The organism is Streptomyces xanthochromogenes (assembly GCF_014650455.1).
Lineage (GTDB): Bacteria > Actinomycetota > Actinomycetes > Streptomycetales > Streptomycetaceae > Streptomyces > Streptomyces xanthochromogenes.
This window is the reverse complement of sequence record NZ_BMUZ01000005.1, coordinates 45,043-71,097: the sequence shown is the minus strand read 5'-3', so window position 1 is coordinate 71,097 and position 26,055 is coordinate 45,043. Positions and strand designations below refer to the sequence as shown.

Sequence of the window (26,055 nt, the reverse complement as noted above, 5' to 3'; positions counted from 1 at the left end):
CGCCGGACAGGGGATCGGCGTCGGTGAACTGGACCTCGACGGGCTCGACGGGGACGTGCTGTCCCTGACACCCGCGCCGGGCGGGCCGCCCATCGGCTCCGGCGAGGTCTACGTCCTGGTCCGGCTGCGGGGGCGGCCGGTCGGGACGGTCCTCGGGCGGGTGCACCACGGGGAGGACGCGGCCGGGGTGCTGGCGGCGGCGGCCCGTAAGCAGCTCACCGGGTTCGTGCCCGAGGAGCGGGCCGCGCCCGCGCCGACGCCGGCCCGTGCCAGCGTGATCGTCGCGACCCGGGAGCGCTCCGGTCAACTCGCCCGCGCCCTGGACTCGTTGCTCGCCCAGGACCACCCCGACCACGAGATCGTCGTCGTCGACAACAACCCGGCGACCGACCGGACGCGCGAGCTGATCGAGCGGCGCTACGCCCGGCTCGGCGTCCGCTACGAGGTCGAGCCCGTGCCGGGTCTCGCCGCCGCCCACAACCGGGGCGTCGCCGCCGCCCGCGGCGAGATCCTCGCGTTCACCGACGACGACGTGATCGCCGACCGGCGCTGGCTCTCCTCGCTCGCCGCGCCCTTCGCGGCGGACCCCCGGCTCGGCTGCGCGACCGGTCTGATCCTGCCCGCCCGCCTCACCACGCCCGCGCAGATCCTCCTGGAGAGCCACGGCGGCTTCACCAAGGGCTTCGCACCCCGCCACTTCGACCCGCGCACACCCCCGCCCGACGAGCCGCTGTTCCCCTTCACGGCGGGCCGGTTCGGCTCCGGCGCCAACATGGCCTTCCGCGCGGACGTCATCCGCGCGGTCGGCGGCTTCGACCCGGCCACCGGCACCGGCACCCCGGCCAGGGGCGGCGACGACCTCTACGCCTTCGCCCGGGTCGTCGTCGCGGGCCACCGGCTCAGCTACACGCCCGAGGCCCTGGTCTGGCACCACCACCGCGAGACCTGGCAGGACCTGGAGAACCAGGCGTACGGCTACGGTGCCGGGCTCACCGCCTACCTCACCGCGATCATCGCCCGCCGCCCGGCGCTGCTGCCCGCACTGCTCGCCCGGGTGCCGCGCGGCCTCGCGCACGCGCTCGCCATCAGCGCCCATCGCGACGCGGGGGAACAGGCCGTCCCCGGCGAGCACGGCTCGCACAGTCACCCCTGGCCGCGCTCGCTGTCCCGCCTGGAGCGCCGGGGCATGCTGTACGGGCCGCTCGGCTACCTCCGGGCCCGGCGCCGGGTGCGCGGCCACCGGCTGCCGTGGGAGGTGGCGCGGTGAGCGCGGCAGCACCGCGCATCCCGGTGCTCCTGTATCACGCGGTGATGGACGACCCGCCCGCGTGGATCGCCGAATTCACCGTCGTGCCACGGCAGTTCGCGGCCCACCTCGACGCGATCCGCGACAGCGGACGCACACCGGTGACCATCGGGACGCTGGCCGCCCACTTCGCCGGGCGGGCCCCGCTGCCGCCCCGGCCGGTCGTGCTCACCTTCGACGACGGCTTCGCCGACCTGCCGGGCCGCACCGCCGAGGCGCTCGCCGTTCGGGGCATGCCCGCCACCGCCTACCTCACCACCGGCGCGCTCACGCCCGGGCGGCGCTGTCTGCTGCCGCCCGCGCCGATGATGACCCTCGACCGGGCCGGGCTCCTGGAGGAGTACGGGATGGAAGTCGGCGCCCACACCGTCTCGCACCCGCAGCTCGACACCCTCGGGCCGCGGGCGCTGCGCAGGGAACTCGGCGACTGCAAGGCCGAGTTGGAGGACGCGCTCGGGCACCGCATCGACCACCTGGCCTACCCGCACGGCTACAACAGCCGTGCCGTGCGCCGGGCCGCGCGCGCCGCGGGCTACACGACGGCCGTCGCGGTGCGGCACGCGCTCAGCTCGGAGCGCGACGAGGCGTACCGCATCGCCCGGCTCATCGTGCGGCGGAGCCACACGCCCGCCGACGTGACGGCGTGGATGCGCGGGGAGGGGGCGCGGGCCGCCCCGTACAACGACTCGCCGATGACGGTGGGCTGGCGGTGCTACCGCCGGACCAGAGCCCTCGTGAAGGGCCCGGTCTTCGCCGGGTGAGCGGGTCCGGAAGGCGTCCGCGGTGTAGCCACACCGAAGCGAAGAGTGTTCCTATACTTCTACTTCGCTCGCAGCGCTTCGCCCGGAGTACTTCCCGGAGTGCTCCGCTCGAAGGTGACAGTCAGGGGACCGCGGCGTGACGGCCGTGACCACATTCGTGGGGGGAGTCGCACTGTGCAGCATCGTGTGCCCGCGCTGGTGCAGGGGAGCGCGCAGCCACCCCCCGGTGACGCGGTCGGCGAACGGGCGGACGGTCCGGCGAAGGGCGCCCAGCGCCGTTCCCTGCCGGACCTGATACATCCTCAGATCCTGTTCACCTGGCTGCCGTTGGTGCTCGCGACCGCCCTGTGGGCGTACTCGCTCGCGGGCATCGACTTCCGGCACATGGACGACTGGGGCCTGATCGATCGGCTGCCCGCCGCGTTCTACCTCTCGCTCGCCGTCCTGACCGGCGGCTTCGTGGTCAGCCTGCGGCGGGCCGGCACCGCGCCCTGGTGGCCCGGTCTCTACAGCGTCGCCCTGCTCTTCGCCCTCAAGGCGCCCACCTCGATCCTGTACGACTCGGTGCGCTACCCGTGGGCGTCCAAGCACGACGCGGTGGTCAACCACCTCCTGGCCAACCAGGAACTGCGGCCGGGCGTGCCGCTGTCCGGGAACATGGCCGCGTACGACCAGTGGCCGGGCTTCTTCACGCTCAACGCGGGCCTGGTGCGCGCCTTCGGCGTGGACACCGCGGCGTCGTACCTCAACTGGGCCCCGCTGTTCTACGGCGTCGTCCTCATCCCGGTGCTCGTCCTGATCTACCGCACCTTCGCCGAGGACTGGCGTCTGGTGTGGACCGGGGTGTGGATCTTCGAGGTGGCCAACTGGGTCGGCCAGGACTACTTCTCGCCCCAGGGCATGGCGCTGATCCTGGACCTGGCGGTACTGGCCGTGGTCTTCCGCCACTTCGTACGGCCCGGCGCCGCGGGCGAACTGCGCTCACGGGCCCATCTCGACCCGGCGGCGGCGAGCGTCCCGCCGCCCACCACCGGGCGCCAGCGCGCGGTCTGCGTCGCGATCCTGGCCCCGCTGATCGCCGCCATCAACTTCACCCACCAGCTCACCCCGGTGATGCTGTGCGTCGCCCTGTTCGCGCTCAACCTGACCCGGCGCTACCGCAACCCCGGGCTGCTCGCCGTCACCGCCGTGATCATGCTGATCTGGGACGTCACGATGGGGCGCCCGCTGTTCGTGGAGACCCTGTCCTCCCTCAAGGAGTCCGTAGGCAACCTCCTCAACAACTCACGGGCCGGATACGCGGGTGAACTCACCGGTTCCGGGCCGGTGTTGCAGGGCCGGGCCGACATCGTGATGGTTCTGGTGGTGGCGGTCCTCGCGGCGATCGCGGTCGTCCTGCGGCGCAAGCTGGTGAAGAGCGCGCTGCCGCTGCTCCTGGTGTCGGTGGCGCCGGTGCCGCTGTTCGCCGTCAACGACTACGGCGGCGAAATGCTGTTCCGGGTCTATCTGTTCGGGCTGCCCGGCGCGGCGTTCTTCGCGGCGGCGGCCCTCGTGCCGGCGGCGGCCGGGCAGGGGGACGGGCGGATCAGCCCCCTGGTGCGCCGACGGGTCGCGGCCGTCGCACTGCCGGTGGTGCTCGTGCTGCTCGTGGCCGGGTTCGTTCCCGCGTACTACGGCAAGGAGCGGATGTACTACACGCCGCCCGCCGAGACGGCGATGGTGACCCGGGTCCTCGACAGCGCGCCCAAGGGCTCGATGATCCTCGCGGTCACCGGCTCCTTCCCCCAGGCGCTGCACCGCTACGACCAGTTGGAGCACTGGTACGTGGCCGAGCAGGAGGAGCCGCAGAACGCGATCATGCTGCGGGACCCGGTGGGGTATCTGGAGCCGCAACTCCCGCGGGACGGGCGGCCGGTGTACTTCATCCTCACGCGGACGCAGGACGTCTACACGGCGGGGGAGGGTTTGCTCCCCCCCGGCGGCTTCGCGGAGCTGCGCTCCAAGCTGGAGGCTTCGCCGAGGTTCCGGGTGATCGAGCGGAGCGCCTACGGAGTGGTCCTCCAATACGTCCCCCCACGCCCCACCTAGCCCCTGCCGGGCGGAAGGTGCCCAGCACCCAGCACGGCCAGGGGTGCGGGGGAACCGTGCGACCGGCCACCCGCGGTCCGCAGCCGGCGCACCCTCCCCGGGAGGGTCCCGCCGCGCAGGACGCGGGACTTGAGGGTCCACCCATCCACGATTCGGAGGTCGCCATGACGGTCAGGCAGAACCAGCTCAGAGCCATCCTCGCCCTGTCCGGCTGGGCCGCACTCGCCGCGACCGCGCTGCCCGCCGCGACCCCGGCCCGCTGGCTGCCCGTCCTGCTGTACGTGAGCCTCGGCCCCGGCCTGGCCCTGCTCTACCCGCAGCCGCGGGAGCTGCGCCCCGGGGCGAGACTGGAGGCGCTCGCCCTCGCCGCCCCGCTCAGCCTCTCGTTCGGCGCGCTCGTGTCCACCTGCCTCTTCCTCGTGCACGGCTTCTCGGCCACCGCCTTCCTCGTTTCCCTCGCCGCCTTCACCACCGTGGCCTGCGCCTTCCCGGGGCTGCCGCTGCCGGCCGCGACCCGGGGCGCCGTGGAGCGTACGAAGCGGGTCAAGCACGAGGGGGGCTGAAGTGGCGGTGTACCAGCGCCGCCGCCGTCACCGCGCACAGGCCGGCGAACACCGGCAGCGCCACCCCGGCGAACGTCCGCTGTGCCGCCCAGCCCGCGACCGCGAGCACCCACACCACGACCGCCGTGATCCGCCAGTGCACCCGCAGGGCGCGCAGCGCCACCGTCGCCAGGGCCAGGCAGAGCAGTTGCAGGACCATCGGGGCCCAGCGCTCCACGCCGGACGGGCCGCTCAGGCCCGCCGTCTCGGACAGGAAGCGGGCGAGCGGGGTGTGCCAGGGGCCCGACAGGCGCTCGGGCGGTACGCCGAGGATGACCGGGGCGGTGTGCAGGGCCGCCACCGTCACCCACAGCCCGGCCACGAGGAGCCCGGGGCGCGGCCGGTAGAGGGACACCGCCGCGCTGCACACCACGATGAGCAGCACCCCCGCGGTCAGGCTCACCGGCGGCAGCGCGTGCAGCAGGCCGGTGCCGTTGAGCCGCGGTCCCGCCGTGTCCGCGGCGCGCGAGAGCGGGACCCAGAACAGGCCCGCGGCCAGGCCGAGCAGCAGCCACAGGGCGGTGGTGAGACGCGATTCGTCGCTCTCGCGGGCCGCCGGGTCGGGCGGCAGGCGCAGATGCAGGGTCGTCGCCGAGCCCTGCTCCGGGTGCGCCCCGGGAACGTACACGGGGATGCCGAGCGCGGGCGTCGCCGTGTCCATGCCGCCGCGCAGATACGCGGTCTGGGTGGCCCAGCGCGTGCCGTACGCCTGGGCCTCCTCGGTCCTGGCCGCCTGCGCCTTCAGTGCCCAACTCGTTCCGAATTCTGGTGACTTGGCGGCGTTCGGGGTGCGGATGGCGGCGCGGCCCGCGAGGGCGCCGCGCAGCCCGGGCACGCAGCACAGGGCCATCACGGTCATCGCGCACAGCTGGGCCCAGCCCGCGCCGGAGATGCCGAACACGCCGAGCAGCACCGCGGCGCTGCCGAGGACCAGGGTGCACATCGCGCCCTGGAGGATCGCCAGCATCCCGGTGCGGCCCTGGACGCGCAGCACCCCGATGTACAGCTCGACGGCGACCCGGGGGATCGCGGCGGCGGCGAGCAACTGGAGGACCAGCGTGCCGTGTTGGGCGTAGTCGTCGCCGAAGGGGCCGAGGATGCGGCGGGCGAACAGGACCAGGAAGAGGACCACCGGGATGAGCAGCAGCGCCATGCGGCGCAGGGCGCCGCGCACTCCGTCGGCGAGCTTGTCGGGGCTGTGCGAGGAGTGCGCGGTCAGCGAGGAGGCCATGTTGATGGCCATGAACTCCATGGTCCCGCCGACCGTGTAGGCGATGAAGAAGAAGCCGTTCTGGGCTGCGGGAAAACGCACCGCGACCATCACCGGCAGCAGGTTGATCATGGCGAGCGAGAACAGCGCCCCGACCGAGTCGCCGGCCAGGAAGCGGCCGATCTCGCGGAGTTCGGGGACCGGGCGGTCGCGGTCGGCGGCGGCCTGCGCCGGGATCAGCCGACGGAAGATCAGCCAGCCGAGCGGCAGGATCGACAGCGCCGTCGACGCGGCCCACGACACGAAGACGCCGAGGGCGAGCGCCGAGAACACGGCGAGCAGGAGCAGCTTGCCGAGCGAGAACACCGCGTTGCCGACCGGCACCCAGATCGCCTTGCGCAGCCCGGTGAGCACGCCGTCCTGGAGGGTCAGGATCGCCCAGGCCACCGACGACACCGTGAAGACCGCCCCGGCGGTGAGCCCGGCGAGCGGCTCGTACGAGGGGCCCCACAGGGGCAGCGAGAAGAGGAAGGCGACGCAGGCCACCGTGACCACGACCGTGCTGGCGAGGTAGGCGCGGCGCACCAGCATCGAGGTGGAGCGCCCGGCGCGCGGCACGTAGCGGACCACCGCGCCGATCATGGTGGTGGCGGTGATCGAGGCGAGGAGCTTCATCGCGGCGATGGCCGCCGAGCCCTGCCCGACCGCCTCCTCGCTGTAGTAGCGGGCCGCGACCAGCCAGAAACCGAGGCCGAGCGCCGCCGAGACGGCGGTGGACAGCATGAGGGCGTAGGCGTTGCGGAACATCGAGTCGCCGCCGGTGGGCTCGCCGCCGTCCGGGACGGCCTGGTCGGCCGGCCCGGCGATGCCGTCCTCGATCCCGGTTCTTGCCGTGTCAGACACCGGCGGGGCCGCCCCTCGCGGGCCGGACGCCCGCCGCGCGCAGCACCTCGATGGTGCGGTCGGCCTTCAACGGGTCGACGGGCAGGGCGTGTTGGGCGAACCAGCGGCCGGCCTCGGGCGCGGGCGACGGATCGGTGAAGGCCTCGCCCGCGTAGTCGTCGAGCGGCGGGTCGTACAGATAGCCCACCGTGATCCGCTGCCCGGCGAGCGCCGCGCGGGCCGCGTCGCGGTCCTCGACGAGCAGCGGAACGCGGAACAGCGGCTGGACGGGCCCCGGCTTGGGCCGCGCCCACTCGGTGGCGAGCAGTAGCTCGGCACCCCGGCGGTGGGCGTCGAGCACGCCGTCGAGCCTCGCCAGCTTCCGCCCGATCCTGGCGAGCCGGCCCCTTCCCGGGGTCGCCCGGTAGTCGTGCATGTCGACCCGGGCCCAGGAGTGGAAGGCGCCGAGACCGGGCGCGGCGGCGAGGGCGCGGGCCAGCTCCTCGGGGCGCAGCTCCATCCGGATGTCCTCGCGCTCCTGCTGCCCGAGCATCCTGAGCACCGACCGGGCGGCGGGCGCCAGGCGGAGCCCGCGTACGGCCGACTCGGCGTACGGCCTTGCCCAGTAGGCGAGTTCGGCGCGTGAGCGGCGGGGGGTGAGGAGCGCGTCGCGCGACTTGGCGAGTGTTTCGCGCAGGCCGGGGTCGGCGAGCGCGAGGAAGCCGCCCGCCTTGGCCGCGGTGTGCTTGGAGAGGCTGAAGACGGCGGCCTGCCCGAAGGTGCCGACCTTGCGGCCGTCTCGCTCGCTGCCGATGGCGTGGGCCGCGTCTTCGATGAGCGGGATGCCCGACCGGGCGCAGCGGGCGGCCAGTTCGGGCGCGGGGTCGGGGTTGCCGTACAGGTTGGTGGTCAGGACGGCGGACAGCCCGGACCAGAGTGCGTCCGGCACGGCCGCCAGGTCGAGGGAGCCGTCCAGGGGGTCGAGCGGCGCCTGTACGGGCCGCAGCCCGGCCGCGAGGACCACGAAGAAGATGACGTCGTCGTTGACCGGGGACATCAGCACCCGGCCGCCCGGCGGGCACCAGTGCCTGAGTGCCAGATAGAGCCCGAGCCGGCAGGACGGCACGTAGAGGCACTCGCGCCCCAGCCGTTCGCGCATCGGCGCCTCGACCTCTTCGTACGCCATGAAGTCCCCCCAGACCCCCGCAGGCCCAGCGCTCAATGTGACCCAGTGCGCACCGCTTCGTCAACAACGCGGAAGGGCCCGCACCTTGACGGTGCGGGCCCTTCGGACAGCTGTGCTCACTCCTCGACGGTCAGCCCCTTGCGGAGCTTGCGCAGGGTGCGCGAGAGCAGCCGGGAGACGTGCATCTGGGAGATGCCGAGCTCCTCGCCGATCTCGGACTGCGTCATGTTGGCGACGAAGCGCAGCGACAGGATCTTCCGGTCCCGCGCGGGCAGTTCGGCGATCAACGGCTTCAGCGACTCGATGTACTCGACGCCTTCGAGGTCGTGGTCCTCGTAGCCGATGCGGTCGCTCAGCGCGCCCTCGGCGTCGTCCTCCTCGGGCTGGGCGTCCAGCGAGCTCGCGGTGTACGCGTTGCTCGCCGCCATGCCTTCGACGACTTCTTCCTTGGTGATGCCGAGGCGTTCGGCGAGCTCGCCCACCGTGGCCGAGCGGTCAAGCTGCTGGGCGAGTTCGTCGCCCGCCTTGGCGAGGTCCAGACGGAGCTCCTGGAGCCTGCGCGGGACCCGCACCGACCAGGAGGTGTCGCGGAAGAAGCGCTTGATCTCGCCGACGATGGTCGGCATCGCGAAGGTGGGGAACTCCACTCCGCGGTCGAACTCGAACCGGTCGATCGCCTTGATCAGGCCGATCGTGCCGACCTGGACGATGTCTTCCATCGGCTCGCTGCGGGTGCGGAAGCGCGATGCGGCGAACTTCACCAGGGCGAGGTTCAGTTCGACCAGGGTGTTGCGCACGTAGGCGTGCTCGGGGGTGCCCTCTTCGAGTGCGTGCAGGCGGGCGAAGAGCGTCTTCGACAGTGCCCGCGCGTCGACGGGGCCGACCTCGGCGTAGGGCGGGATATCGGGAAGTCCCTCAAGTCCCTCGGTTTCGTGCGATCGTGCATGTGGGGGGCGGATGTCCTGCGGTTCCTGCTTGATCGACGTATCCGCAATCGATTCGTCGAGCCGGGGTGACATGGGTCTCCTCCATCGTTCTCGGCATATGGCTGCCGATGCCCATACGTGTTGTCCGCGGTGTGCGGCGCCTCCGTGGCCGGTCGTGTTGAATAGCTGTCTCTACTACCCCTACCCGCTTTAAGTAGGCTCTTGCAAGGCTTCTTTGTTGGTATATGTCCGTTTTGGTGGGATGTTCGGGTTCCAGATGGCGTAGGGAAGGCGTAGTGTTCCTGGGAAGTTACGACGAATCGGCGAAGAGGGACGGCATGGACCGCGGCACGGTCGGCAGCACGAATCGGGGCCGGCTCCGGGTCGGAGTCCGCACCGTAGGTCACAGCGAGGTTCTGACACCCGCGGGTGAGCTCGATCACCACACCGCGGATCTGCTCAGGGAGCCGCTGGAGGAAGCCCTCGAACAGGGGCGCATCCGGCTCGTCGTGGACTGTTCGCAGCTGGAGTTCTGCGACTCCACCGGGTTGAACGTACTGCTCGGCGCCCGCCTCAAGGCGGAGGAGCTGGGCGGCGCGGTGCACCTGGTGGCCATGCAGCCCGTGGTGGCTCGGGTATTCGAGATCACGGGGGCGGAGGCAGTCTTCACCGTGCATGATTCGCTCGATACCGCTCTGAGTGACTGACCCGGATTCGTCCGGGCAGGAGACCAGACTGAAGACATTGGCGAATCGGTGAGGTGAAGCGCTGATGAGCACCACCCGGGAGCAGGCTCCGGGCGACCGTGGGCCCGAATCCCAAGGTGCCGGGCCCGACGCCGGGCTGTCGGAAAACGACAGCCCGGCCCCCGTAGTATCCGAACGCGTCCTGGCACTGTCGGGGGCGAGCGGCATCGTTCCGATGGCCCGTGACTTCACCAGGCAGGCCCTCTACGACTGGGACTGGCTCCCGGCGGCTACGGCCGAGGGCCGCGCCGCCTGTGAGGACGTGCTGCTCGTCGTCTCCGAGCTGGTCACCAACGCGTGCCTGCACGCCGAGGGGCCCGAGGGGCTGCGCGTCTCGCACACCGCGAAGGTGTTGCGCCTGGAGGTCAGCGACCTCGGCTCGGGCCAGCCCGCGCCGCGCACCCCGCACCGCGCGGGGCGGCCCGGCGGACACGGCATGTTCATCGTGCAGCGGCTGTGCCTCGACTGGGGCGTGGTGCGCACACCGGGGGTGCCCGGCAAGACGGTCTGGGCGGAACTCGCGGCCCCGGCGTAACCGCGGTCGGGCGGACGCGCGCACACCCCGCCGGGTGGAACGCGCGGCGCCCGCACGGCTCCGGCCGGGCCGGTCCTCGGCGACCGCGCACCTCCGGGCGGGGCCGATCCCCGGCGATCGCCCGGCCGCGGCCGGCTGGGCTCGGCCTTCGGCGCGCAACTCGCGGCTTGGCTCGGCCCCCGGCGCGCGCACCTCGGCCGTACTCGGACTTCGGCGTCCGTGCCGTCCCCGGCCGGGCGCAACCCTCGGCACCCGCGTAACTCCTGTTCATGGTTACCGGCGGTTCGTACCGTCGGGCCACGGGCATGTCCGGACGTCGGCCGGGCGTCGATCCGACCCTGTTCTTTGTCTTCCCTCGACAACCTCCCCGGCGTACCTTGAGCGCCCAATCTGATGTGCCGTCAGTAACTTGGCGGCCTCCGGCTCAACCGGCATAAGGGGAACCAGAGGTGTCGTACCGGAAGAGGACAGCTCTCGCGCTGGCGACGGCGGTGGCGGGCTCGGTGGTGCTGATCACCGCCCCGGCGGCCCAGGCGTCCGTCGTGGACGTGAACTACAACTGCAAGACCCCCATCGGGGCGAAGAGCGCCGTGTCGCCGATCGACATCAAGGCGGTCAAGAGCGGCAGTTCCTACAACGTGACCATGTCCTTCCAGAAGGGCGTCTCCTCCAGCCCGGTCGCGCTCGGCGCGGGCGCGATGAACCCGAGCGCGCTGATCAACCTGGGCGGCGCCGACAAGGGCACCATCGCGGTCAAGGGGCCCGCCAACACCGCGGAGATACCCGCCAACTCCCCGATCAAGATCAGTGACTTGTCGGGAACCTACGTACCGAAGGCGAACGGCAAGGTCACCCTCACCGCCGGCGTGCTCACCATCAAGGCGCTCGGCACCGTCACGACCTGCACCGCCAGCAACAGCCCTGGACCCTCCCTGGAGCTGGACGTCACCGGGGCGGCCGGTTCGGGCGGCAGTGGTGGCAGCAGTGGTAGCGGAAGCAGCGGTGGCAGCACCGGCGGCGGCGCCCCGGCGGCCCTGCCCAAGACCGGCCCGCTCGACTCGGCCGTGGCGCTCGGCACGCTCGGCGGCACGGTCGTCCTGGTCGGCGCGGCCGGGGTGCTCTGGCTGACCCGCCGCAACCAGCGCGCCTGAGCCCGCTCGTACGCCGGCACGGCCCGCACGACAACCCCGCAAGGAAGCACCCCGCAAGGAACCGCCTCGCGTCCGAGGAGCCGCCGATGCGTCCGATCCGCCTGGCCCTGCCGGCCATGGCCCTGCTGCTGTGCGCCCTCGCGGTGCCCGCCGCCGGGGCCGCGCCGACAGCGAGCGGGGACTGGACCGCCGCGCCCGCATCCGGCGGCGGTACCCGCCCCACCTCCGACGGGCGGCCCTACTTCTACCTGGAGGGACCGCCCGGCACGGTCCTTCAGGACACCCTCTCCCTGAGCAACCCCTCCGACGCCCCGCTCACCGTGAAACTGCGCGGCGCCGCCGCCTACAACGCCACCAACGGGGACTTCGCCGTGCGGCGCACCCCCGACCCGTGGATCGCCCTCGCGGCACCCGAGGTCAGGATTCCGCCGCGCACCCGCGCCGACGTGCCCTTCGCCGTCACCGTCCCCTCCGGTGCGCAGCCCGGTGACCACCCCGCCGCCCTCGTGGCGGACGCGGGCGGGCGCGAAGTGGGCGTACGCCTCCAACTCCGCGTGTCGGGACCGACGTTGAGCGCCCTCACCGTGGAGTCCGTACGCGTCGACAAGGCCCACGGGCTGATTCGTTACGCCCTGGTCAATCGCGGCAACACCGCCCTGACCCCGCGTCTGGCGCTGCGCGCTGACGGGGTCTTCGGGCGCGCCCTCGACCGCCCGGCCAAGGCGCTGCCCGTCGAGCTGCTGCCCGGCCGGCGCGTCGAGCTGAGCGAACCCTGGGCGCACCCGCCCGCCCTCGACCGGGTCACCGTCCACCTCGACGTGACCGCGGACGGCGGCGCCCACGCCACCGCCGGGGCGAGCGCCACCTTCGTGCCGTGGGCAGCGGTGGCGGGGGCGGCCCTGGTGGTCCTCGGTGGCGCTGCTGCCGCCCTCCGGCTGGTCCGGCGCCGTCGGCGGCGCTCCGCCGAGCCGGTCGAAGTGCCATTTGCGGAACGCGAGTTGGCACAGACAGGAGCCCTCCAGTGAAGTCACGTCCCGGGGGCGCGGCCCTCGCCCCGCTGCTGTCCGGCCTGCTGTCCGGTCTGCTCGTCGTGCTGACGGCCGGCCCCTCGTACGCGGCCCCGGAGAAGCCGGCGCGCAGCGTCGCGCTCTCCCGGAGCGAGGCGGCCAAGGGGGCGGACGTCACCGTCACCGGCAAGGGGTGGCGGCCCGGGGCGCTGCTGATGCTGCTCGTGTGCGGGCAGTCCACCCCCGAACTCGGCGTCATCGGCGGCACCAACTCCTGCTCCAACGCCGACGGTCAGGCCGTCACCACCGATGGCGAGGGCTCCTTCAGCAAGGTCCTGCCGGCCGCGCCGCCGCCCAAACCGTGTCCGTGCGTCGTCCACGTGGCGACGGTGCAGGGTGAACAGGCCGTCGTGGACACCGAGTTGACGATCACTGGGCATCCAGTGGCGCCGCTGCCCACCGAGAGCGGGGACGGCAGGCTCGCGGTGCTCACCGAGCCGCGCCTGGACGGCAGCGGCTCCCTGCTCACGTGGTTCGGCGCGCCGCCCGCCCGCACCCTGGTCTTCACCGTGGGCAACCTGGGCTCCGGCCCCGTCAAGGACCCCGTATTCCAACTCGGCACCGCCCACGGCGTGTTCGCCCCGCAGTGGGAGGACCGGCAGTGGAAGGGCACCATCGGGCCCGGCCAGAAGGCCGAGATCAAGCTCGACTTCGAGCTGTCGCCCGGCGCCCACGGCGACTACCAGGTCTCGCTCCAGTACGCGAAGAAGCTGCTCGCGACCGAGCCGTGGGGGGTGGACCGGCCCTGGGGCGTCACCCTCTTCTGGATTCTGCTCTGCCTGGTGGTGCCCGCCGCGGTCTTCCGCATCGGCATGGTCGTCGTCGACCGGCTCCGCCCGCGCGCCCCCCGACGGTCCGACCAGGCCCGGCACCGGGGCGTACGGCTGCCCGACGTGACCGTACGGCTGCCGAAGGTGCGCCGGGCGCCCGCCGAAGGGCCGCCGCCCGCCGCGCCGGAGCCCGGTCCGGGCACCGCCCCGCACGGAACCACGGCCGCGCTGCCGTGGTTCACCCCCGACTCCGCACCGTCCGAGAACCACCCCAACCGTCCGTAACGTTCCACGACGAAGGGAAATCCGTGACCACGCAACGGAGGATGAGCGCGGCCGGTCTCGCGCTGATGCTCGGCGGCGCGGGGATCATGCTGACCGCAGGTCCCGCACAAGCAGCCGAAGTCTCGTACGCCACCGAGTGCATACCGCCGTCCATCTCCGGTCTGCCGCCGGTCGAGGGCACGACGAAGGTGCAGATCACCGCGCCCGCCACGGCCAAGGTGGGCGACGAGGTGGACGTCGTCTGGAAGTTCACCCAGGCCGCCTCGAACAACCCCAACGTCCTCGACCTCAACAAGGACGTCGTCCAGCCCACCGGCACCCTCAAGGCGGCGGGCGCGCAGACCGCGGACATCGCCATGAAGGGCCCGCGGCAGAACCCGCCCATCCCCAAGAACAGCCCGATGGTCCTCTCGGACATGACGGCCAAACTGAAGCTGACCAAGGCCGGTGACGTCACGCTGACGCCGGACGCGTACAACATCAACGTCAACCAGATCATGTCGACGGACACCAAGTGCACGCCGAAGGCGACGGTCGGCGTCTCCGCGACGATCAAGGTGACGGACGCGGGCGGTACCACCGGGGGTTCCACGACCGGGGGCACGACGACGTCCGGAGGCACCACGGGCTCGACCACGGGCGGCACCACCGGCTCGACCACTTCGGGCGGCACGACGACGTCCGGCGGCACCACCGGCGGCACCACCTCCGGCGGATCGACGACCGGCGGGACCACGAGCGGCGGGTCCACCTCCGGCGGGACCACCGGTGGCAGCGGGGGCCAGACCGACTTCCCGGGCAAGGAGGTCGCCGTCAACTTCGCCTGCACCTCGCCCGGGCCGGCCAGTATCCAGTCCAAGGTGACCATCAACGCCAAGAAGAGCGGCGGGAGTTACGCCCTGACCGTCAAGACGGCCAAGGGCGTCATGAACAGCCCGGCCGACCTTCCGGCGGGGGCGCTCAAGCCGTCCATGCAGGTCACCGTCGGCGGCGCCGACAAGGGCACGGTGGCCGTCACGGGAGCGGCCAACCCCGACCCGATCAAGTCGGGCGCACCGGTCAGCCTCACCGACATGACCGGTACCTACAAGCCGGGCGCCTCGGGCAAGTCGACGCTGAGCCCCGGCGACCTGTCCATCGACGTCACCCTGGGCGGCTCCCCGATCCACATCCCGTGCAAGGTCTCCGGCTCGGCGCCGGTCTCCCTGGAGCTGGACACGGCGGCCCAGCCCGGCGGCGCGGCGGGCGGCAGCGGCTCCGCGGGCGGTACGGCGGCGGGCGGCTCCAGCGCCTCCACGGCCGGTTCGGGCGGCCTCGCCCAGACCGGTGCGAGCGACAACGGCGCCCTGCGCGCGCTCGGTCTGGTCGCGGGCACGGTGCTGCTCCTCGGCGGCGCGATCTTCACCTTCACCCCGTGGAAGCGCCTGCGCGGCACGCGCTGACGCCGGCATCGGCGTGAGGTGAGTGCGGACCACGAGCGGCTCGGCCCGTTCCGGAGACGGTCTTCGGAACGGGCCGCGTTCGCGCGGTGCGGCAGCGGCCGGTGGCGCCGGGGCGTCTTCCGGCGGTGGGTGCGCGGTGTGGACGGTCGGACGAGACGTACCCAGGTCGGCCGAGCCGCGCCGTACCCAGGTCGGCCGAGCCGCGCCGGGGTCGGTCGGGCGAGCCGCGCCGGGGTCGGTCAGAGCCATCCTCGTTGGGCCGCCCTGAGTCCCGCCTCGAAGCGGCTGGAGGCGTGCAGCCGCTCCATCAGGCCGGACATCTGCCGACGCACGGTCCGCAGGGACACCCCCAGCTGTCGGCCGGCCGTCTCATCGGTCATGCCGGACGCGAGCAGCTTGAGCAGTTCCCGCTCTCCGGGGGTGAGGGATTCGCCGTCCGCGCGGGTCCGGTCCGCGCCCAGGGGCACCGCCGTCTCCCACGTCTGCTCGAACAGCGTGACCAGCGGAGCCACGATGCCCGGCGAGCGCGTGCACAGGGCGCCGAGGCGGGTGTTGTGCGGGTCGATGGGGATCAGCGCGGTGGTGCGGTCGAAGATCAGGAGGCGCTGCGGCAGGAGCGGGCCCGTGCGTACCTGACCACCGAGTTCGGTGAGCCAGCGCGCGTAGGTCAGCGTCGCCGGATCGTTGCGCACGCTGTCCTGGTAGATGGTCCGCATCTCGACGCCGCGCCGCAGCGCCCGTTCGTCCAGCGGGCGCGAGGCCTCGCGGCTGCCCACCGACTGCGCGCCGCCGGGCAGGATGGCGAGGCACTCCCGGGCCAGGCCGTTGGCCAGGGCCTCGAGACGGCTCTGGATGGCGTCCAGACCCACCAGGCGCTCCGCACCATCGATCTCGGTATTGGGCAGCAGTTCCGCGAAGTCGGAGGCGAGCCTCGCGGCGGCCGCCTTCCCGCGGGCCAACTCCTCCTGGCGCCTTGCGAGTTCCTCCTCCTGGTGTCGCAGGATCAGGTCGAGGCCGAGCTCCGGCCGGACCGGACGCAGGCCGCCGAGGGACTCCCGGGTGGGCCTCAGGAGCTCCAGGTCGACCAGGCGGTCGAGGCCGTCACGGACTTCGCTCTCGGTGAGCCCGAGCCGGTGGCTCAGCTCGGCCACGCCCCCCACGGGATCCGCCAGCATGCCCCGATAAACCGCCTCGGCGTGCGGATCCAACCCCAGCGCTTCCAACATTCCTGGCCCCCCGGCTGAATGTGAATGAAGTGTGATGAAACTGAGCGTTGATCATATCCGGGCCCGGTCGAGTGGCCCCAAGGTGCCGGGCCTCTTGGTGCCACCCGAACCCTCTTCCCGTGGGCTGACGGTCCGAGCAGGATGGTGTTCACCGGAACGGCGGCGCACCACCAACGCCCCAGGCCAGGGCCCGTAAGGGCGTTCCGGTACCGCGCGGCGTACAGCCAGTCACCAGCAGTCCGTAGCCCTTGGAGTCCCCGGATGTTCCGCACCAGCCGCCTTGCCGCCGCCGCAGCCCTCGCCGTCCTGCTCTGCTCCGCCACCGCCGCCACCGCGGCCGCGGCGACGGCCACCCCCGGCAGCATCAGCTGGGACGCTCCGGCACCGCGGGCCACCGTCAACAGCATCAGCTGGGACTGACCTCTTGTGCGGGTGATCCGCGCCCCCCTGGCAGGCACCCCACCGGGCGACGCCAGTGCGCCCGTCCTCGCGATCGTCCACGACCTGCTCTGGGCACACGCCGTGCCCGCCGACGGGCTCGAACACGTCACGCTCCGGCCGGCCGAACACGGCCTGTACGCCTTCTTCTTCCTTCGGGCCCCGTCGGACGCGGACGCGCTCCTGAGCACCCGTGCCGTCCTCGACCGGTCGCGCTCTCCGCTCGCGTCCCTGGGCTACTGGGCGGCCGACCCGTTCCGCTGACCGCGGCGTTCCTTCCTCGCCGGCCGACCGGCCCCGGCAACGCGAAGGGCCCGGCACAGAAGTGCCGGGCCCTTCGCGTTGCCGGGGTGCGTCAGTGGACACTGCCCATCATGGCCTTGACCTTGTTGCGGTACATGTAGACCGCCAGACCGGCGACGACCGCCGCGGCCGCTTCGAGGGCGATGACCCCGACGCCGTTGAGGCTCACCCCGCCGAGCGAGAGCAGGCCCGTGACGCAGTCACCCGCGGTGACCGCGAGGAACCAGATGCCCATCATCTGCGAGGCGTACTTCTGCGGCGCCATCTTCGTCGTGACGGAGAGGCCGACCGGCGACAGGCACAGCTCGCCGATGGTCTGGATCATGTAGATCGACACCAGCCACATCGGGCTGACCTTGGTGCCGTCGCCCGCCATGTTCATCGGCACGATGAAGACGAAGAACGACGCACCGACCAGGACCAGACCCATCGCGAACTTCACGATGGTGTTGGGCTCCTGGTTCTTGCGGGCCAGCCACAGCCACAGCCACGCGAAGACCGGCGCGAGCGCCATCACGAACAGCGGGTTCAGGGACTGGTACCAGGTGGCCGAGAAGCCGAGCCCGAACACCGAGTCCGCGGTCTTGCCGTCGGCGAACAGCGACAGGGTCGAACCACCCTGGTCGTAGATCATCCAGAAGACGGCGGCGGCGATGAAGAACCAGATGTAGGCGCTCATCTTCGTCTGCTCGGTCGCCGACAGCTCCTTGTCGCGCTTGATGCGCGTCAGGACGGCGAGCGGGATGAGCAGACCGGCGAGCGTCAGCGGGACCAGCGCCCAGTTCAGCGTGTACGCGCCGAGGCCCACGACGGCACCGTAGAAGACCACGACCGCCAGGCAGGCCAGGCCGACCTTGACGAGGACGCGCTTGCGCTCCTCGGGGCTCAGCGGGTTCGGGACGACGCTGCTCTTCGGGCTCAGGTTGCGGGTGCCGATGAGGAACTGGGTCAGGCCCAGGCCCATGCCGACCGCGGCGAGCGCGAAGCCCAGGTGCCAGTTGTGCTCCTTGCCGATCGTGCCGACCACGAACGGCGCGACGAACGCACCGAGGTTGATGCCGACGTAGAACAGCGTGAAGCCGCCGTCGCGGCGCGGGTCCTCGGGGCCGTCGTACAGGTGGCCGACCATCGTGGAGATGTTGGCCTTGAGGAGACCGGAGCCGATCGCGACGAGGATCAGACCGACGAAGAACATCGCCTGGCCGGGAACCGCGAGCGAGAAGTGACCGGCCATGATCACGAAGCCGGCGATGGCCACGGTCTTGCGGGCACCCCAGACGCGGTCGCCGAACCATCCGCCCGGCATCGCCATCAGGTAGACCATCGAGACGTAGACGGAGTAGATCGCCGTCGCCGTCGCCGTGGTCATCGCCAGGCCGCCGCCCTGGCTGCCCGTGGCGGCGTCGGCGCCGCCCGAGACCAGGTAGTAGATGAGAAGCGCACGCATGCCGTAGTAGGAGAACCGCTCCCACATCTCGGTCATGAACAGAGTGGCCAGGCCGCGGGGGTGGCCGAAGAAGGTCTTCTCGGTGCCAGTGGTACTGGCCGAGTCCTTCGTCAGGCTGGACGCCATGGTCGATCCTTGCTTGCTCGGGACGCGCGCTTCGTGAGCGTTGAGTCGCGCCCGGTGGGGGAGGGCCGGCACCGGCATGGGGGCCGTCCCCCCGACGCCTTCGGGGTCCGGCTCCGTGGGGGAGCGCGGAACGGACGGACCACACCGGGATCCACACCCCGTGCGCTTCGTCGCGCTGGGGCCCGGCCCGTAGGTCATTCACTGGTCTCAAGACTGGCGTGGCCGGTCTTGTGCAGAAAAGAGACCCTTGGCGCGCCAAGCAGGCCAAAGGTCCTTGAGTAGTGCTATAGGCGTCGGGACACCATACGTCACCACACTGCCGCATATGGAAGGACTTGAGATATGGATCACAGGCATCCGTGGAACCACTCACCCATATTCGAAGGTGTTAAACAAGATCGCTCCACAGACCCGCAGGGCGGGTGGATCACCTGACGCATTGTCGCCGCCGCGGACTACCATCACCCCCATGACCCGTGTACTGCTCGCCGAGGACGACGCGTCCATCTCGGAGCCACTGGCCCGCGCCCTGCGCAGGGAGGGTTACGAGGTCGAGGTGCGCGAGGACGGCCCGACCGCCCTCGACGCCGGACTGCAGGGGGGCGCCGACCTGGTCGTGCTCGACCTGGGGCTCCCCGGTATGGACGGCCTCGAAGTCGCCCGGAGGCTGCGCTCCGAGGGACACACCGTCCCCATCCTCGTGCTCACCGCCCGCGCCGACGAAGTGGACACCGTGGTCGGCCTCGACGCCGGTGCCGACGACTACGTGACCAAGCCCTTCCGCCTGGCCGAACTCCTCGCGAGGGTCCGGGCGCTGCTGCGGCGCGGGGCCACCGAGCCGGTGCCCCAGCCCGCCACGCACGGCGTGCGGATCGACGTCGAGTCGCACCGCGCCTGGATGGGCGACGAGGAGCTCCAGCTCACGGCCAAGGAGTTCGACCTGCTGCGGGTCCTGGTCCGGGACGCGGGCCGGGTGGTGACCCGTGATCAGCTGATGCGCGAGGTCTGGGACACCACGTGGTGGTCCTCGACCAAGACGCTCGACATGCACATCTCGTGGCTGCGCAAGAAGCTCGGCGACGACGCGGCCAACCCGCGCTACATCGCCACCGTCCGCGGAGTCGGCTTCCGCTTCGAGAAGAGCTAGAGCACCTCCGCACATGCGCCGTCGGCTGATCAACTCCACACTCGCGGTCGTTCTCGTGGTGATCGCGGTCTTCGGCGTCTCCCTCGTCATCGTCGAGACGCGGACCATCAGCAGCAGCGCCCAGGAGAGCGTCAACTCCGAGGCGCTGCGGCTGGTCTCCGTCGTCGACAGCCGCACCCTGGCGAACGAGACGATCAACGCGCAGGTCCTGAACGAACAGATCGACCCCAAGCGGTACGCCCGCATCGCGATCCCGGGCCGCCCGGTGATGGAGATCGGGCCGAAGCCCGAGGGCACCGTCATCAGGGGCACCGCCGTGGGCGAGCGCGGCGAGTCCGTCCTGGTCGAGGAGTCCCGCTCCACGGTCACGAAGGAGGTCGGGCGCACGCTGCTGATCATCGGCGCGGTCGCCCTGCTCGCCATCGTCTCGGCGGTGCTCCTGGCGGTACGCCAGGCCAACAAGCTGGCCTCCCCGCTGACCGACCTCGCCGAGACCGCCGAGCGGCTCGGCTCGGGCGACCCGCGCCCGCGGCACAAGCGGTACGGGGTGCCCGAGCTGGACCGGGTCGCCGATGTGCTCGACTCGTCGGCCGACCGGATCGGCCGGATGCTCACGGCCGAGCGCCGGCTCGCGGCGGACGCCTCGCACCAGCTGCGTACGCCGCTGACCGCGCTCTCCATGCGGCTGGAGGAGATCGCCCTCACCGACGACCTCGACACGGTCAAGGAGGAGGCCACGATCGCGCTCACCCAGGTCGAGCGGCTCACCGACGTGGTGGAGCGCCTGCTCACCAACAGCCGTGACCCGCGCACCGGTTCGGCCGTGGTCTTCTCGCTCGACGAGGTCGTCAAGCAGCAGCTGGAGGAGTGGCGCCCGGCCTACCGCGGCGAGGGCCGCGCGATCGTGCGCTCCGGCAAGTCCGGACTCAAGGCCGTCGGCACCCCGGGTGCGGTCGCCCAGGTGCTCGCCGCGCTGATCGAGAACTCCCTGATGCACGGCGGCGGCACGGTCGCGGTGCGCACCCGTGTCACCGGCAACCAGGCCGTGGTCGAGGTCACCGACGAGGGCCCCGGAGTACCCCCCGACCTCGGCGCCCGCATCTTCGAGCGGACCATCAGCGGCCGCAACTCCACGGGCATCGGCCTGGCGGTCGCCCGCGACCTCGCGGAGGCCGACGGGGGCCGGCTCGAAATGCTCCAGCAGCAGCCGGCGGTGTTCGCGCTCTTCCTCAGCCGCGAGGCACGCGGGCACCGGGAGCCGGAGCGTACGACGACGATCCGCTGAGGCCCCGAGGGTGCCCGGCCCGGGGCCCGCTCGGCAGTGCGCTCAGCGCATGCGGGTGCGGGTGCGGGGGGAGTCAGTGAGTGGAGCCGGGTCGGCGGACCCGGTCAGCGTTCGGCGGGGACGGCGGGCCGGGGGGCGTCGAGAAACGATTCGGCCGTCTGTACTGCCTCCCGGGCCGGGAGTGCGCGGAACACCCAGGTGCGGTAGGACCAGAACCGGAACAGCGTGCCGAGCCCGATGCCGAGGAACTTGAAGAAGTTGTTCTGCCACGGGCTGTTCCACTCGAAGCCGTACGTGGCCACGTACAGGATGCCGTTCTCGATCACTGCGCCGACCACGCTGAACAGCAGGAACAGCGTGAGCTCACGGGCCCGGCCGCTCTTCTCGCGGTCCCGGTAGGCGAAGTAGCGGAAGCCCACGTAGTTGAACGCGATCGCGATCGCGGTGGCCAGCAGGCTGGCCCGCACCACCTGGAGGTCGGTCGCGTGCCGCAGCAGGTTGAAGGCGCCCATGTTCACGAGCACCCCGAGACCGCCCACGGCGCCGAACTTGGCGACCTCGCGGACGAGCAGTCGCAGTCGCGATGGCGACGCGCCCTGTGCACTCATGGTGATCGCCCAGCCCCGTCCGAGTCGGTGTGCTTTTCGTGCCAGTCAACCCGCCCATGCTAACCACCCCCCCTGTGCAATGCCCGTGGGCACCCGAGTTCCGTCCACCGGAAGCGGCCCCTGGAGGGCCCGCGCGGGCGGCGGATACCCTGGAGGCGTGACGTTCCCGGTAGTCGGCATGGTCGGCGGCGGTCAGCTCGCCCGCATGACCCACGAGGCGGGCATCCCCCTCGGCATCAGATTCAAGCTCCTCAGTGACACCCCGCAGGACTCGGCGGCCCAGGTGGTGAGCGAGGTCGTCGTCGGCGACTATCGCGACCTGGACACGCTGCGTGACTTCGCGCGCGGCTGTGACGTGATCACCTTCGATCACGAGCACGTGCCGACCGAGCATCTGCGGGCCCTGGAAGCGGACGGCATCGTCGTCCGGCCGGGGCCCGACGCGTTGGTGCACGCCCACGACAAGGGGGTGATGCGCGCCCGGCTCAGCGCGATCGGCGCGCCCTGCCCCCGCCACCGCATCGTGGCCGACCCCGCGGACGTGAGCGCGTTCGCCGAGGAGGGCGGGGGCTACCCCGTCATCCTCAAGACGGTGGTGGGCGGCTACGACGGCAAGGGCGTGTGGTTCGTGCGCTCCGAGGCGGACGCGGCCGACGCCTTCAAGGCGGGCGTCGACGTCCTCGCCGAGGAGAAGGTGGACTTCGTGCGGGAGCTGGCGGCCAACGTCGTGCGGTCCCCCAGCGACCAGGCCGTGGCCTACCCGGTCGTCGAGTCGATCCAGGTCGACGGGGTCTGCGACACGGTGATCGCCCCCGCGCCGGACCTCGACGACGAGCTGGCGGGCGAGGCGCAGCAGCTCGCCCTGCGGATCGCGTCCGAACTCGGCGTCGTCGGCCATCTCGCGGTCGAGCTGTTCGAGACCCGCGACGCCGACGGTGTGCCCGGCATCCTCGTCAACGAGCTGGCGATGCGCCCGCACAACTCCGGCCACTGGACCCAGGACGGCGCGATCACCTCGCAGTTCGCCAACCACGTCCGCGCCGTCCTCGACCTCCCCCTGGGCGACCCGCGCCCGCGGTCGAAGTGGACCGTGATGTGCAACGTGCTCGGCGGCGACTACCCGGACATGTACTACGCGTACCTGCACTGCATGGCCCGCGACCCGCAGCTCAAGATCCACATGTACGGCAAGGACGTGAAGCCGGGCCGCAAGGTGGGCCACGTCAACACCTACGGCGACGACCTCGCGGACGTCCGCGAGCGGGCCCGCCACGCAGCCGACTACCTCAGGGGAACGATCACCGAATGAGCACCACCACCAACGCCGGTCCGGTCGTCGGCATCGTCATGGGCTCGGACTCCGACTGGCCGGTCATGGAGGCCGCGGCCAAGGCGCTGGACGAGTTCGAGATCCGCTACGAGGTCGACGTCGTCTCCGCGCACCGGATGCCGCGCGAGATGATCGCGTACGGCGAGGAGGCCGCGGGCCGCGGCCTGAAGGCGATCATCGCGGGCGCGGGCGGCGCCGCCCATCTGCCCGGCATGCTCGCCTCCGTGACCCCGCTCCCGGTCATCGGTGTCCCCGTTCCGCTCAAGTACCTCGACGGCATGGACTCGCTGCTCTCCATCGTGCAGATGCCGGCGGGCGTGCCGGTCGCGACCGTCTCGGTCGGCGGGGCGCGCAACGCGGGCCTGCTCGCGGCCCGCATCCTCGCGACGCAGGACGCCGAACTCCTCGCCCGCATGCGGGAGTTCCAGCAGGAGCTGAACGACCAGGCCACCGACAAGGGCAAGCGGCTGCGGGCGAAGGTCGAGGGTTCGGGCGCCTTCGGATTCGGAAAGTGAGTCCCATGACACCGAAGACACCTGCCACGACCCATCTCGACGAAGCCCGCGCGCTGCTCGCCGCGCACCCCGTGATCGACGGCCACAACGACCTGCCCTGGGCGCTGCGCGCCAAGGCCCGCTACGACCTGGACCGCTGCGACCTGGCGACCGACCTGACCGGCCGCACCCACACTGACCTCAAGCGGCTGCGGGCCGGCGGGGTCGGGGCGCAGTTCTGGTCCGTGTACGTACGGACCGACCTGGCGGGCGACGAGGCGGTCAGCGCGACCCTGGAGCAGATCGACTGCGTCGACCAGATGCTGGCGCGCTACCCCGGCGACCTGGCGCCCGCGCTGACGGCGGACGACATGGAGAAGGCCCGCGCCGAGGGCCGCATCGCCTCGCTCAAGGGCGCCGAGGGCGGCCACTCGATCAACAACTCCCTCGCCACGCTGCGTGCGCTGCACGCGCTCGGCGTGCGGTACATGACCCTGACCCACAACGACAACCTCGCGTGGGCGGACTCGGCGACGGACGAGCCGGGCGTGGGCGGGCTCTCGCCGTTCGGCCACGAGGTCGTGCGCGAGATGAACCGCGTGGGCATGCTGGTGGACCTGTCGCACGTGGCGGCGACGACGATGCGGGACGCGCTGGCGACGTCGGTGGCCCCCGTGATCTTCTCCCACTCCTCCGCGCGGGCGATCTGCGACCATCCGCGCAACATCCCGGACGACGTGCTCGCCCAGCTGCCCGGCAACGGCGGCGTGGCGATGGCGACGTTCGTGCCGAAGTTCATCCTGCCGGCGGCGGTGGCGTGGACGCAGGCGGCGGACGAGAACCTGCGGGCACACGGGCTGCACCACCTGGACACCTCCCCGGAGGCGATGAGGCTCCACGAGGCGTTCGAGGCGGTGAACCCCCGGCCGGTCGCCACGGCGGCGACGGTGGCGGACCACCTCGACCACATGCGGGAGGTCGCGGGCGTCGACCACATCGGGATCGGCGGCGACTTCGACGGCACCGCCTTCACCCCGGCCGGCCTGGACGACGTCTCGGGCTACCCGAACCTGGTGGCCGAGCTGCTTGCCCGGGGCTGGTCCCCGGCGGACCTGTCGAAGCTGACGTGGTCCAACGCGGTACGGGCCCTGCGCGACGCGGAGTCCGTCTCGGCGGACCTGTCCGCCCGGCGCGGCCCCTCCAACGCGACCCTGGCGGACCTGGACGCCTAGCCCTCGGGTGCCGTGCCGTGCCGCGCCTTGGGGCGCGGGTCGGCATGGGCATCTTCAGCCTGTCCGGCGTTCGAGGACGAGCGCCCTTCAGGCGCGAACGGGGTCCGGGGCGGAGCCCCCGGGTCACTTCAACCCCCGGAGGGTCTAGGGAAGGGGCGGGGTGGGGAATCTCCCGGGGTCCGGGGCGGAGCCCCAGGGGCTGCGAGGTTGGGGGGGCGGCACGGTTTGGGGGCGGAGCCCCCGGGGTCCCCCGAACGCGCCGTCCGCCGTGACCCGCCCGCCACGCCGTGACACCGTGGCCGTACTGCCGTCACCGCCGATACCGGGAGCCCGTCATGGCAGATCTGCAGGACGACCCCCAGAGCACCTCGGCGGTCGGCGAACTCGACACGCCGGCCGCCGCACCCCCGGACCCGGCACCCGCCCCGGACACCGACGACCGCCTGGGCCGCGCCCGCGACCTGCTCGCCGCGCATCCCGTGGCGGACGGGCACAACACCCTGGCGAAGGCCCTCGCGCAGGCCCCCTGGCACGACCTGGAGGTCGGCGAGAGCTCGCTCGACACGGACCTGCCCCGGCTCCGGGCCGGCGGTGTCGGCGCACAGTTCTGGGCGCTGACCTCCGACCCCGGCTGCCCCGACCCGGCCGGCGCCACCCTGGAACGCCTGGACCGCATCCGTACCCTGGTCGCCGCCTCCCCCGAGTGGCTGCGCCTCGCCCTGACCGCGGGAGACCTCGCCGATGCCCGCAACTGCGGCCGCATCGCCTCGTTCCTCGGCCCGGTCGCGGCCCACGCCCTCGGCAACTCCCTCGGCACCCTGCGGGCGTACCACGTGCTGGGGGTACGGGCCCTCGCGCTGACCCCGGGCACCTCGTGGACCGAGCCGGGCCTGAGCCGCTTCGGCCTGGAAGTGGTGCGCGAGTCGAACCGGCTGGGGATACTGCTCGACCTCTCCGGCGCCGCCCCCGCCACCTGGCGCCGCACGCTCGACGCCTCCAAGGCGCCCGCGCTGCTCTCGCGCTCGGCGGCCGCCTCGCTCACCCAGCACCCGCTGAACGCCTCCGACGACCTGCTGAAGGCGCTGGGGCAGCAGGGCGGGGTCTGTCTGGTGAGCTTCGCCCCGGAACAGATCGAGCGGGGCGGCCCGGCCGTCTCCGTACGCGATGTGGCGGACCACATCGAGCGGGTGCGCGAGGTGGCCGGGCCCACCCATGTGGGGCTCTCGGGGACGTACGGCCTGGTCACCGGGGCGCCGCGCACCACCGGCCTTGAAGACGCCTCCTGCTACCCGACCCTGATCGCCGAGCTCCTCGACCGGGGCTGGACCGATTCCGAGGTCGCCGCGCTGACCTGGGAGAACCTCGCCCGGGTGATCCGGGACGTGGAGTTCACAGCCCGGGCGACGGCCCCTCGCAGGGCCGCGTCGAGCGCCACCATCGAGGACCTCGACGGGTCGTAGGC

24 protein-coding genes are annotated in these 26,055 nt (G+C 72.1%); 18 read left to right on the top strand and 6 right to left on the bottom strand.

The window, feature by feature from the left end; translation table 11 throughout:
- The first annotated feature begins 13 nt into the window (after nt 1-13).
- The 4 genes from IE267_RS14560 to IE267_RS14545 all read left to right on the top strand — a co-directional run bounded on the left by IE267_RS14560 (nt 14) and on the right by IE267_RS14545 (nt 4,718).
- Nucleotides 14-1,267 carry a glycosyltransferase family 2 protein gene (locus IE267_RS14560; protein WP_229861245.1) on the top strand — a complete coding sequence of 418 codons (1,254 nt, stop codon included), beginning with the start codon at nt 14-16 and terminating at the stop codon, nt 1,265-1,267.
- Between the two features lie 23 nt (nt 1,268-1,290).
- Nucleotides 1,291-2,067, top strand: a complete 777-nt coding sequence (locus IE267_RS14555) for a polysaccharide deacetylase family protein (RefSeq protein ID WP_229861243.1) — start codon at nt 1,291-1,293, stop codon at nt 2,065-2,067.
- A 174-nt stretch (nt 2,068-2,241) separates the two neighbouring features.
- Complete coding sequence (locus IE267_RS14550) at nt 2,242-4,155, top strand: hypothetical protein (RefSeq protein ID WP_229861176.1); 1,914 nt, start codon at nt 2,242-2,244, stop codon at nt 4,153-4,155.
- Between the two features lie 164 nt (nt 4,156-4,319).
- Nucleotides 4,320-4,718: a hypothetical protein gene (locus IE267_RS14545; protein WP_167152901.1), complete on the top strand. Its 399-nt coding sequence runs from the start codon at nt 4,320-4,322 to the stop codon at nt 4,716-4,718.
- On the opposite strand, the gene IE267_RS14540 is transcribed toward IE267_RS14545, so the two are convergent.
- The 3 genes from IE267_RS14540 to IE267_RS14530 form a co-directional block, all read right to left on the bottom strand.
- Nucleotides 4,699-6,870, bottom strand: coding sequence for a lipopolysaccharide biosynthesis protein (locus tag IE267_RS14540; protein WP_189763527.1), 2,172 nt, complete (start codon nt 6,868-6,870; stop codon nt 4,699-4,701). The genes IE267_RS14545 and IE267_RS14540 overlap by 20 nt on opposite strands.
- Nucleotides 6,863-8,008, bottom strand: coding sequence for a DegT/DnrJ/EryC1/StrS family aminotransferase (locus IE267_RS14535; protein WP_189763747.1), 1,146 nt, complete (start codon nt 8,006-8,008; stop codon nt 6,863-6,865). Before IE267_RS14535 ends, IE267_RS14540 begins: the two co-directional genes overlap by 8 nt.
- A 143-nt stretch (nt 8,009-8,151) precedes the next feature.
- Nucleotides 8,152-9,054, bottom strand: coding sequence for an RNA polymerase sigma factor SigF (locus IE267_RS14530; protein WP_229861174.1), 903 nt, complete (start codon nt 9,052-9,054; stop codon nt 8,152-8,154).
- A gap of 245 nt (nt 9,055-9,299) precedes the next feature.
- On the opposite strand from IE267_RS14530, the gene IE267_RS14525 reads away from it, so the two are divergent.
- The 6 genes from IE267_RS14525 to IE267_RS14500 all read left to right on the top strand — a co-directional run bounded on the left by IE267_RS14525 (nt 9,300) and on the right by IE267_RS14500 (nt 14,957).
- The gene (locus IE267_RS14525; RefSeq protein ID WP_167156135.1) at nt 9,300-9,668 is read left to right on the top strand and encodes an STAS domain-containing protein; all 369 of its coding nucleotides are present in this window, start codon (nt 9,300-9,302) and stop codon (nt 9,666-9,668) included.
- Between the two features lie 64 nt (nt 9,669-9,732).
- A complete protein-coding gene (locus tag IE267_RS14520; RefSeq protein ID WP_189763526.1) occupies nt 9,733-10,242 on the top strand; it encodes an ATP-binding protein in 510 nt (169 codons plus the stop codon).
- A gap of 449 nt (nt 10,243-10,691) precedes the next feature.
- Nucleotides 10,692-11,393: a peptidase gene (locus IE267_RS14515; protein WP_189763525.1), complete on the top strand. Its 702-nt coding sequence runs from the start codon at nt 10,692-10,694 to the stop codon at nt 11,391-11,393.
- Between the two features lie 86 nt (nt 11,394-11,479).
- Complete coding sequence (locus IE267_RS14510) at nt 11,480-12,418, top strand: COG1470 family protein (protein WP_189763524.1); 939 nt, start codon at nt 11,480-11,482, stop codon at nt 12,416-12,418.
- Nucleotides 12,415-13,515, top strand: coding sequence for a hypothetical protein (locus IE267_RS14505; RefSeq protein WP_189763523.1), 1,101 nt, complete (start codon nt 12,415-12,417; stop codon nt 13,513-13,515). The genes IE267_RS14510 and IE267_RS14505 overlap by 4 nt, the downstream gene beginning before the upstream one ends.
- Before the next feature lie 41 nt (nt 13,516-13,556).
- Nucleotides 13,557-14,957: a hypothetical protein gene (locus IE267_RS14500; protein ID WP_189763746.1), complete on the top strand. Its 1,401-nt coding sequence runs from the start codon at nt 13,557-13,559 to the stop codon at nt 14,955-14,957.
- A 239-nt stretch (nt 14,958-15,196) separates the two neighbouring features.
- Here the strand turns inward: IE267_RS14500 and IE267_RS14495 are convergent, their stop codons facing one another.
- The gene (locus tag IE267_RS14495) at nt 15,197-16,183 is read right to left on the bottom strand and encodes a helix-turn-helix transcriptional regulator (protein ID WP_189763522.1); all 987 of its coding nucleotides are present in this window, start codon (nt 16,181-16,183) and stop codon (nt 15,197-15,199) included.
- Nucleotides 16,184-16,444: 261 nt separating this feature from the next.
- Here IE267_RS14495 and IE267_RS14490 point away from each other — a divergent pair, with 261 nt between their 5' ends.
- Together IE267_RS14490 and IE267_RS14485 are read left to right on the top strand one after the other, a co-directional pair.
- Nucleotides 16,445-16,603: a hypothetical protein gene (locus IE267_RS14490; protein WP_189763521.1), complete on the top strand. Its 159-nt coding sequence runs from the start codon at nt 16,445-16,447 to the stop codon at nt 16,601-16,603.
- A gap of 12 nt (nt 16,604-16,615) precedes the next feature.
- Nucleotides 16,616-16,885 (top strand): hypothetical protein, encoded by a 270-nt coding sequence (locus IE267_RS14485; RefSeq protein ID WP_189763520.1) that lies wholly within the window; start codon nt 16,616-16,618, stop codon nt 16,883-16,885.
- A 91-nt stretch (nt 16,886-16,976) separates the two neighbouring features.
- Here IE267_RS14485 and IE267_RS14480 read toward each other — a convergent pair whose 3' ends face one another.
- The gene (locus IE267_RS14480; RefSeq protein WP_189763519.1) at nt 16,977-18,497 is read right to left on the bottom strand and encodes a peptide MFS transporter; all 1,521 of its coding nucleotides are present in this window, start codon (nt 18,495-18,497) and stop codon (nt 16,977-16,979) included.
- A gap of 469 nt (nt 18,498-18,966) precedes the next feature.
- Here IE267_RS14480 and IE267_RS14475 point away from each other — a divergent pair, with 469 nt between their 5' ends.
- Together IE267_RS14475 and IE267_RS14470 are read left to right on the top strand one after the other, a co-directional pair.
- Nucleotides 18,967-19,644, top strand: coding sequence for a response regulator transcription factor (locus IE267_RS14475; protein WP_053725082.1), 678 nt, complete (start codon nt 18,967-18,969; stop codon nt 19,642-19,644).
- 13 nt (nt 19,645-19,657) lie between these two features.
- Nucleotides 19,658-20,929 (top strand): sensor histidine kinase, encoded by a 1,272-nt coding sequence (locus IE267_RS14470; RefSeq protein ID WP_189763518.1) that lies wholly within the window; start codon nt 19,658-19,660, stop codon nt 20,927-20,929.
- Nucleotides 20,930-21,033: 104 nt separating this feature from the next.
- Here IE267_RS14470 and IE267_RS14465 read toward each other — a convergent pair whose 3' ends face one another.
- Entirely contained in the window at nt 21,034-21,537 is a 504-nt protein-coding gene (locus tag IE267_RS14465) for a GtrA family protein (protein ID WP_161255308.1), read from the bottom strand.
- A 79-nt stretch (nt 21,538-21,616) separates the two neighbouring features.
- On the opposite strand from IE267_RS14465, the gene IE267_RS14460 reads away from it, so the two are divergent.
- From IE267_RS14460 to IE267_RS14445, 4 genes are all read left to right on the top strand, one after another.
- Entirely contained in the window at nt 21,617-22,846 is a 1,230-nt protein-coding gene (locus tag IE267_RS14460) for a 5-(carboxyamino)imidazole ribonucleotide synthase (RefSeq protein ID WP_229861173.1), read from the top strand.
- Complete coding sequence (gene purE / locus IE267_RS14455; protein WP_167152907.1) at nt 22,843-23,382, top strand: 5-(carboxyamino)imidazole ribonucleotide mutase; 540 nt, start codon at nt 22,843-22,845, stop codon at nt 23,380-23,382. The genes IE267_RS14460 and purE overlap by 4 nt, the downstream gene beginning before the upstream one ends.
- Before the next feature lie 5 nt (nt 23,383-23,387).
- Nucleotides 23,388-24,593 (top strand): dipeptidase, encoded by a 1,206-nt coding sequence (locus tag IE267_RS14450; protein WP_189763517.1) that lies wholly within the window; start codon nt 23,388-23,390, stop codon nt 24,591-24,593.
- A 335-nt stretch (nt 24,594-24,928) separates the two neighbouring features.
- Nucleotides 24,929-26,053, top strand: a complete 1,125-nt coding sequence (locus IE267_RS14445; RefSeq protein WP_189763516.1) for a dipeptidase — start codon at nt 24,929-24,931, stop codon at nt 26,051-26,053.
- Nucleotides 26,054-26,055 lie beyond the last annotated feature (2 nt).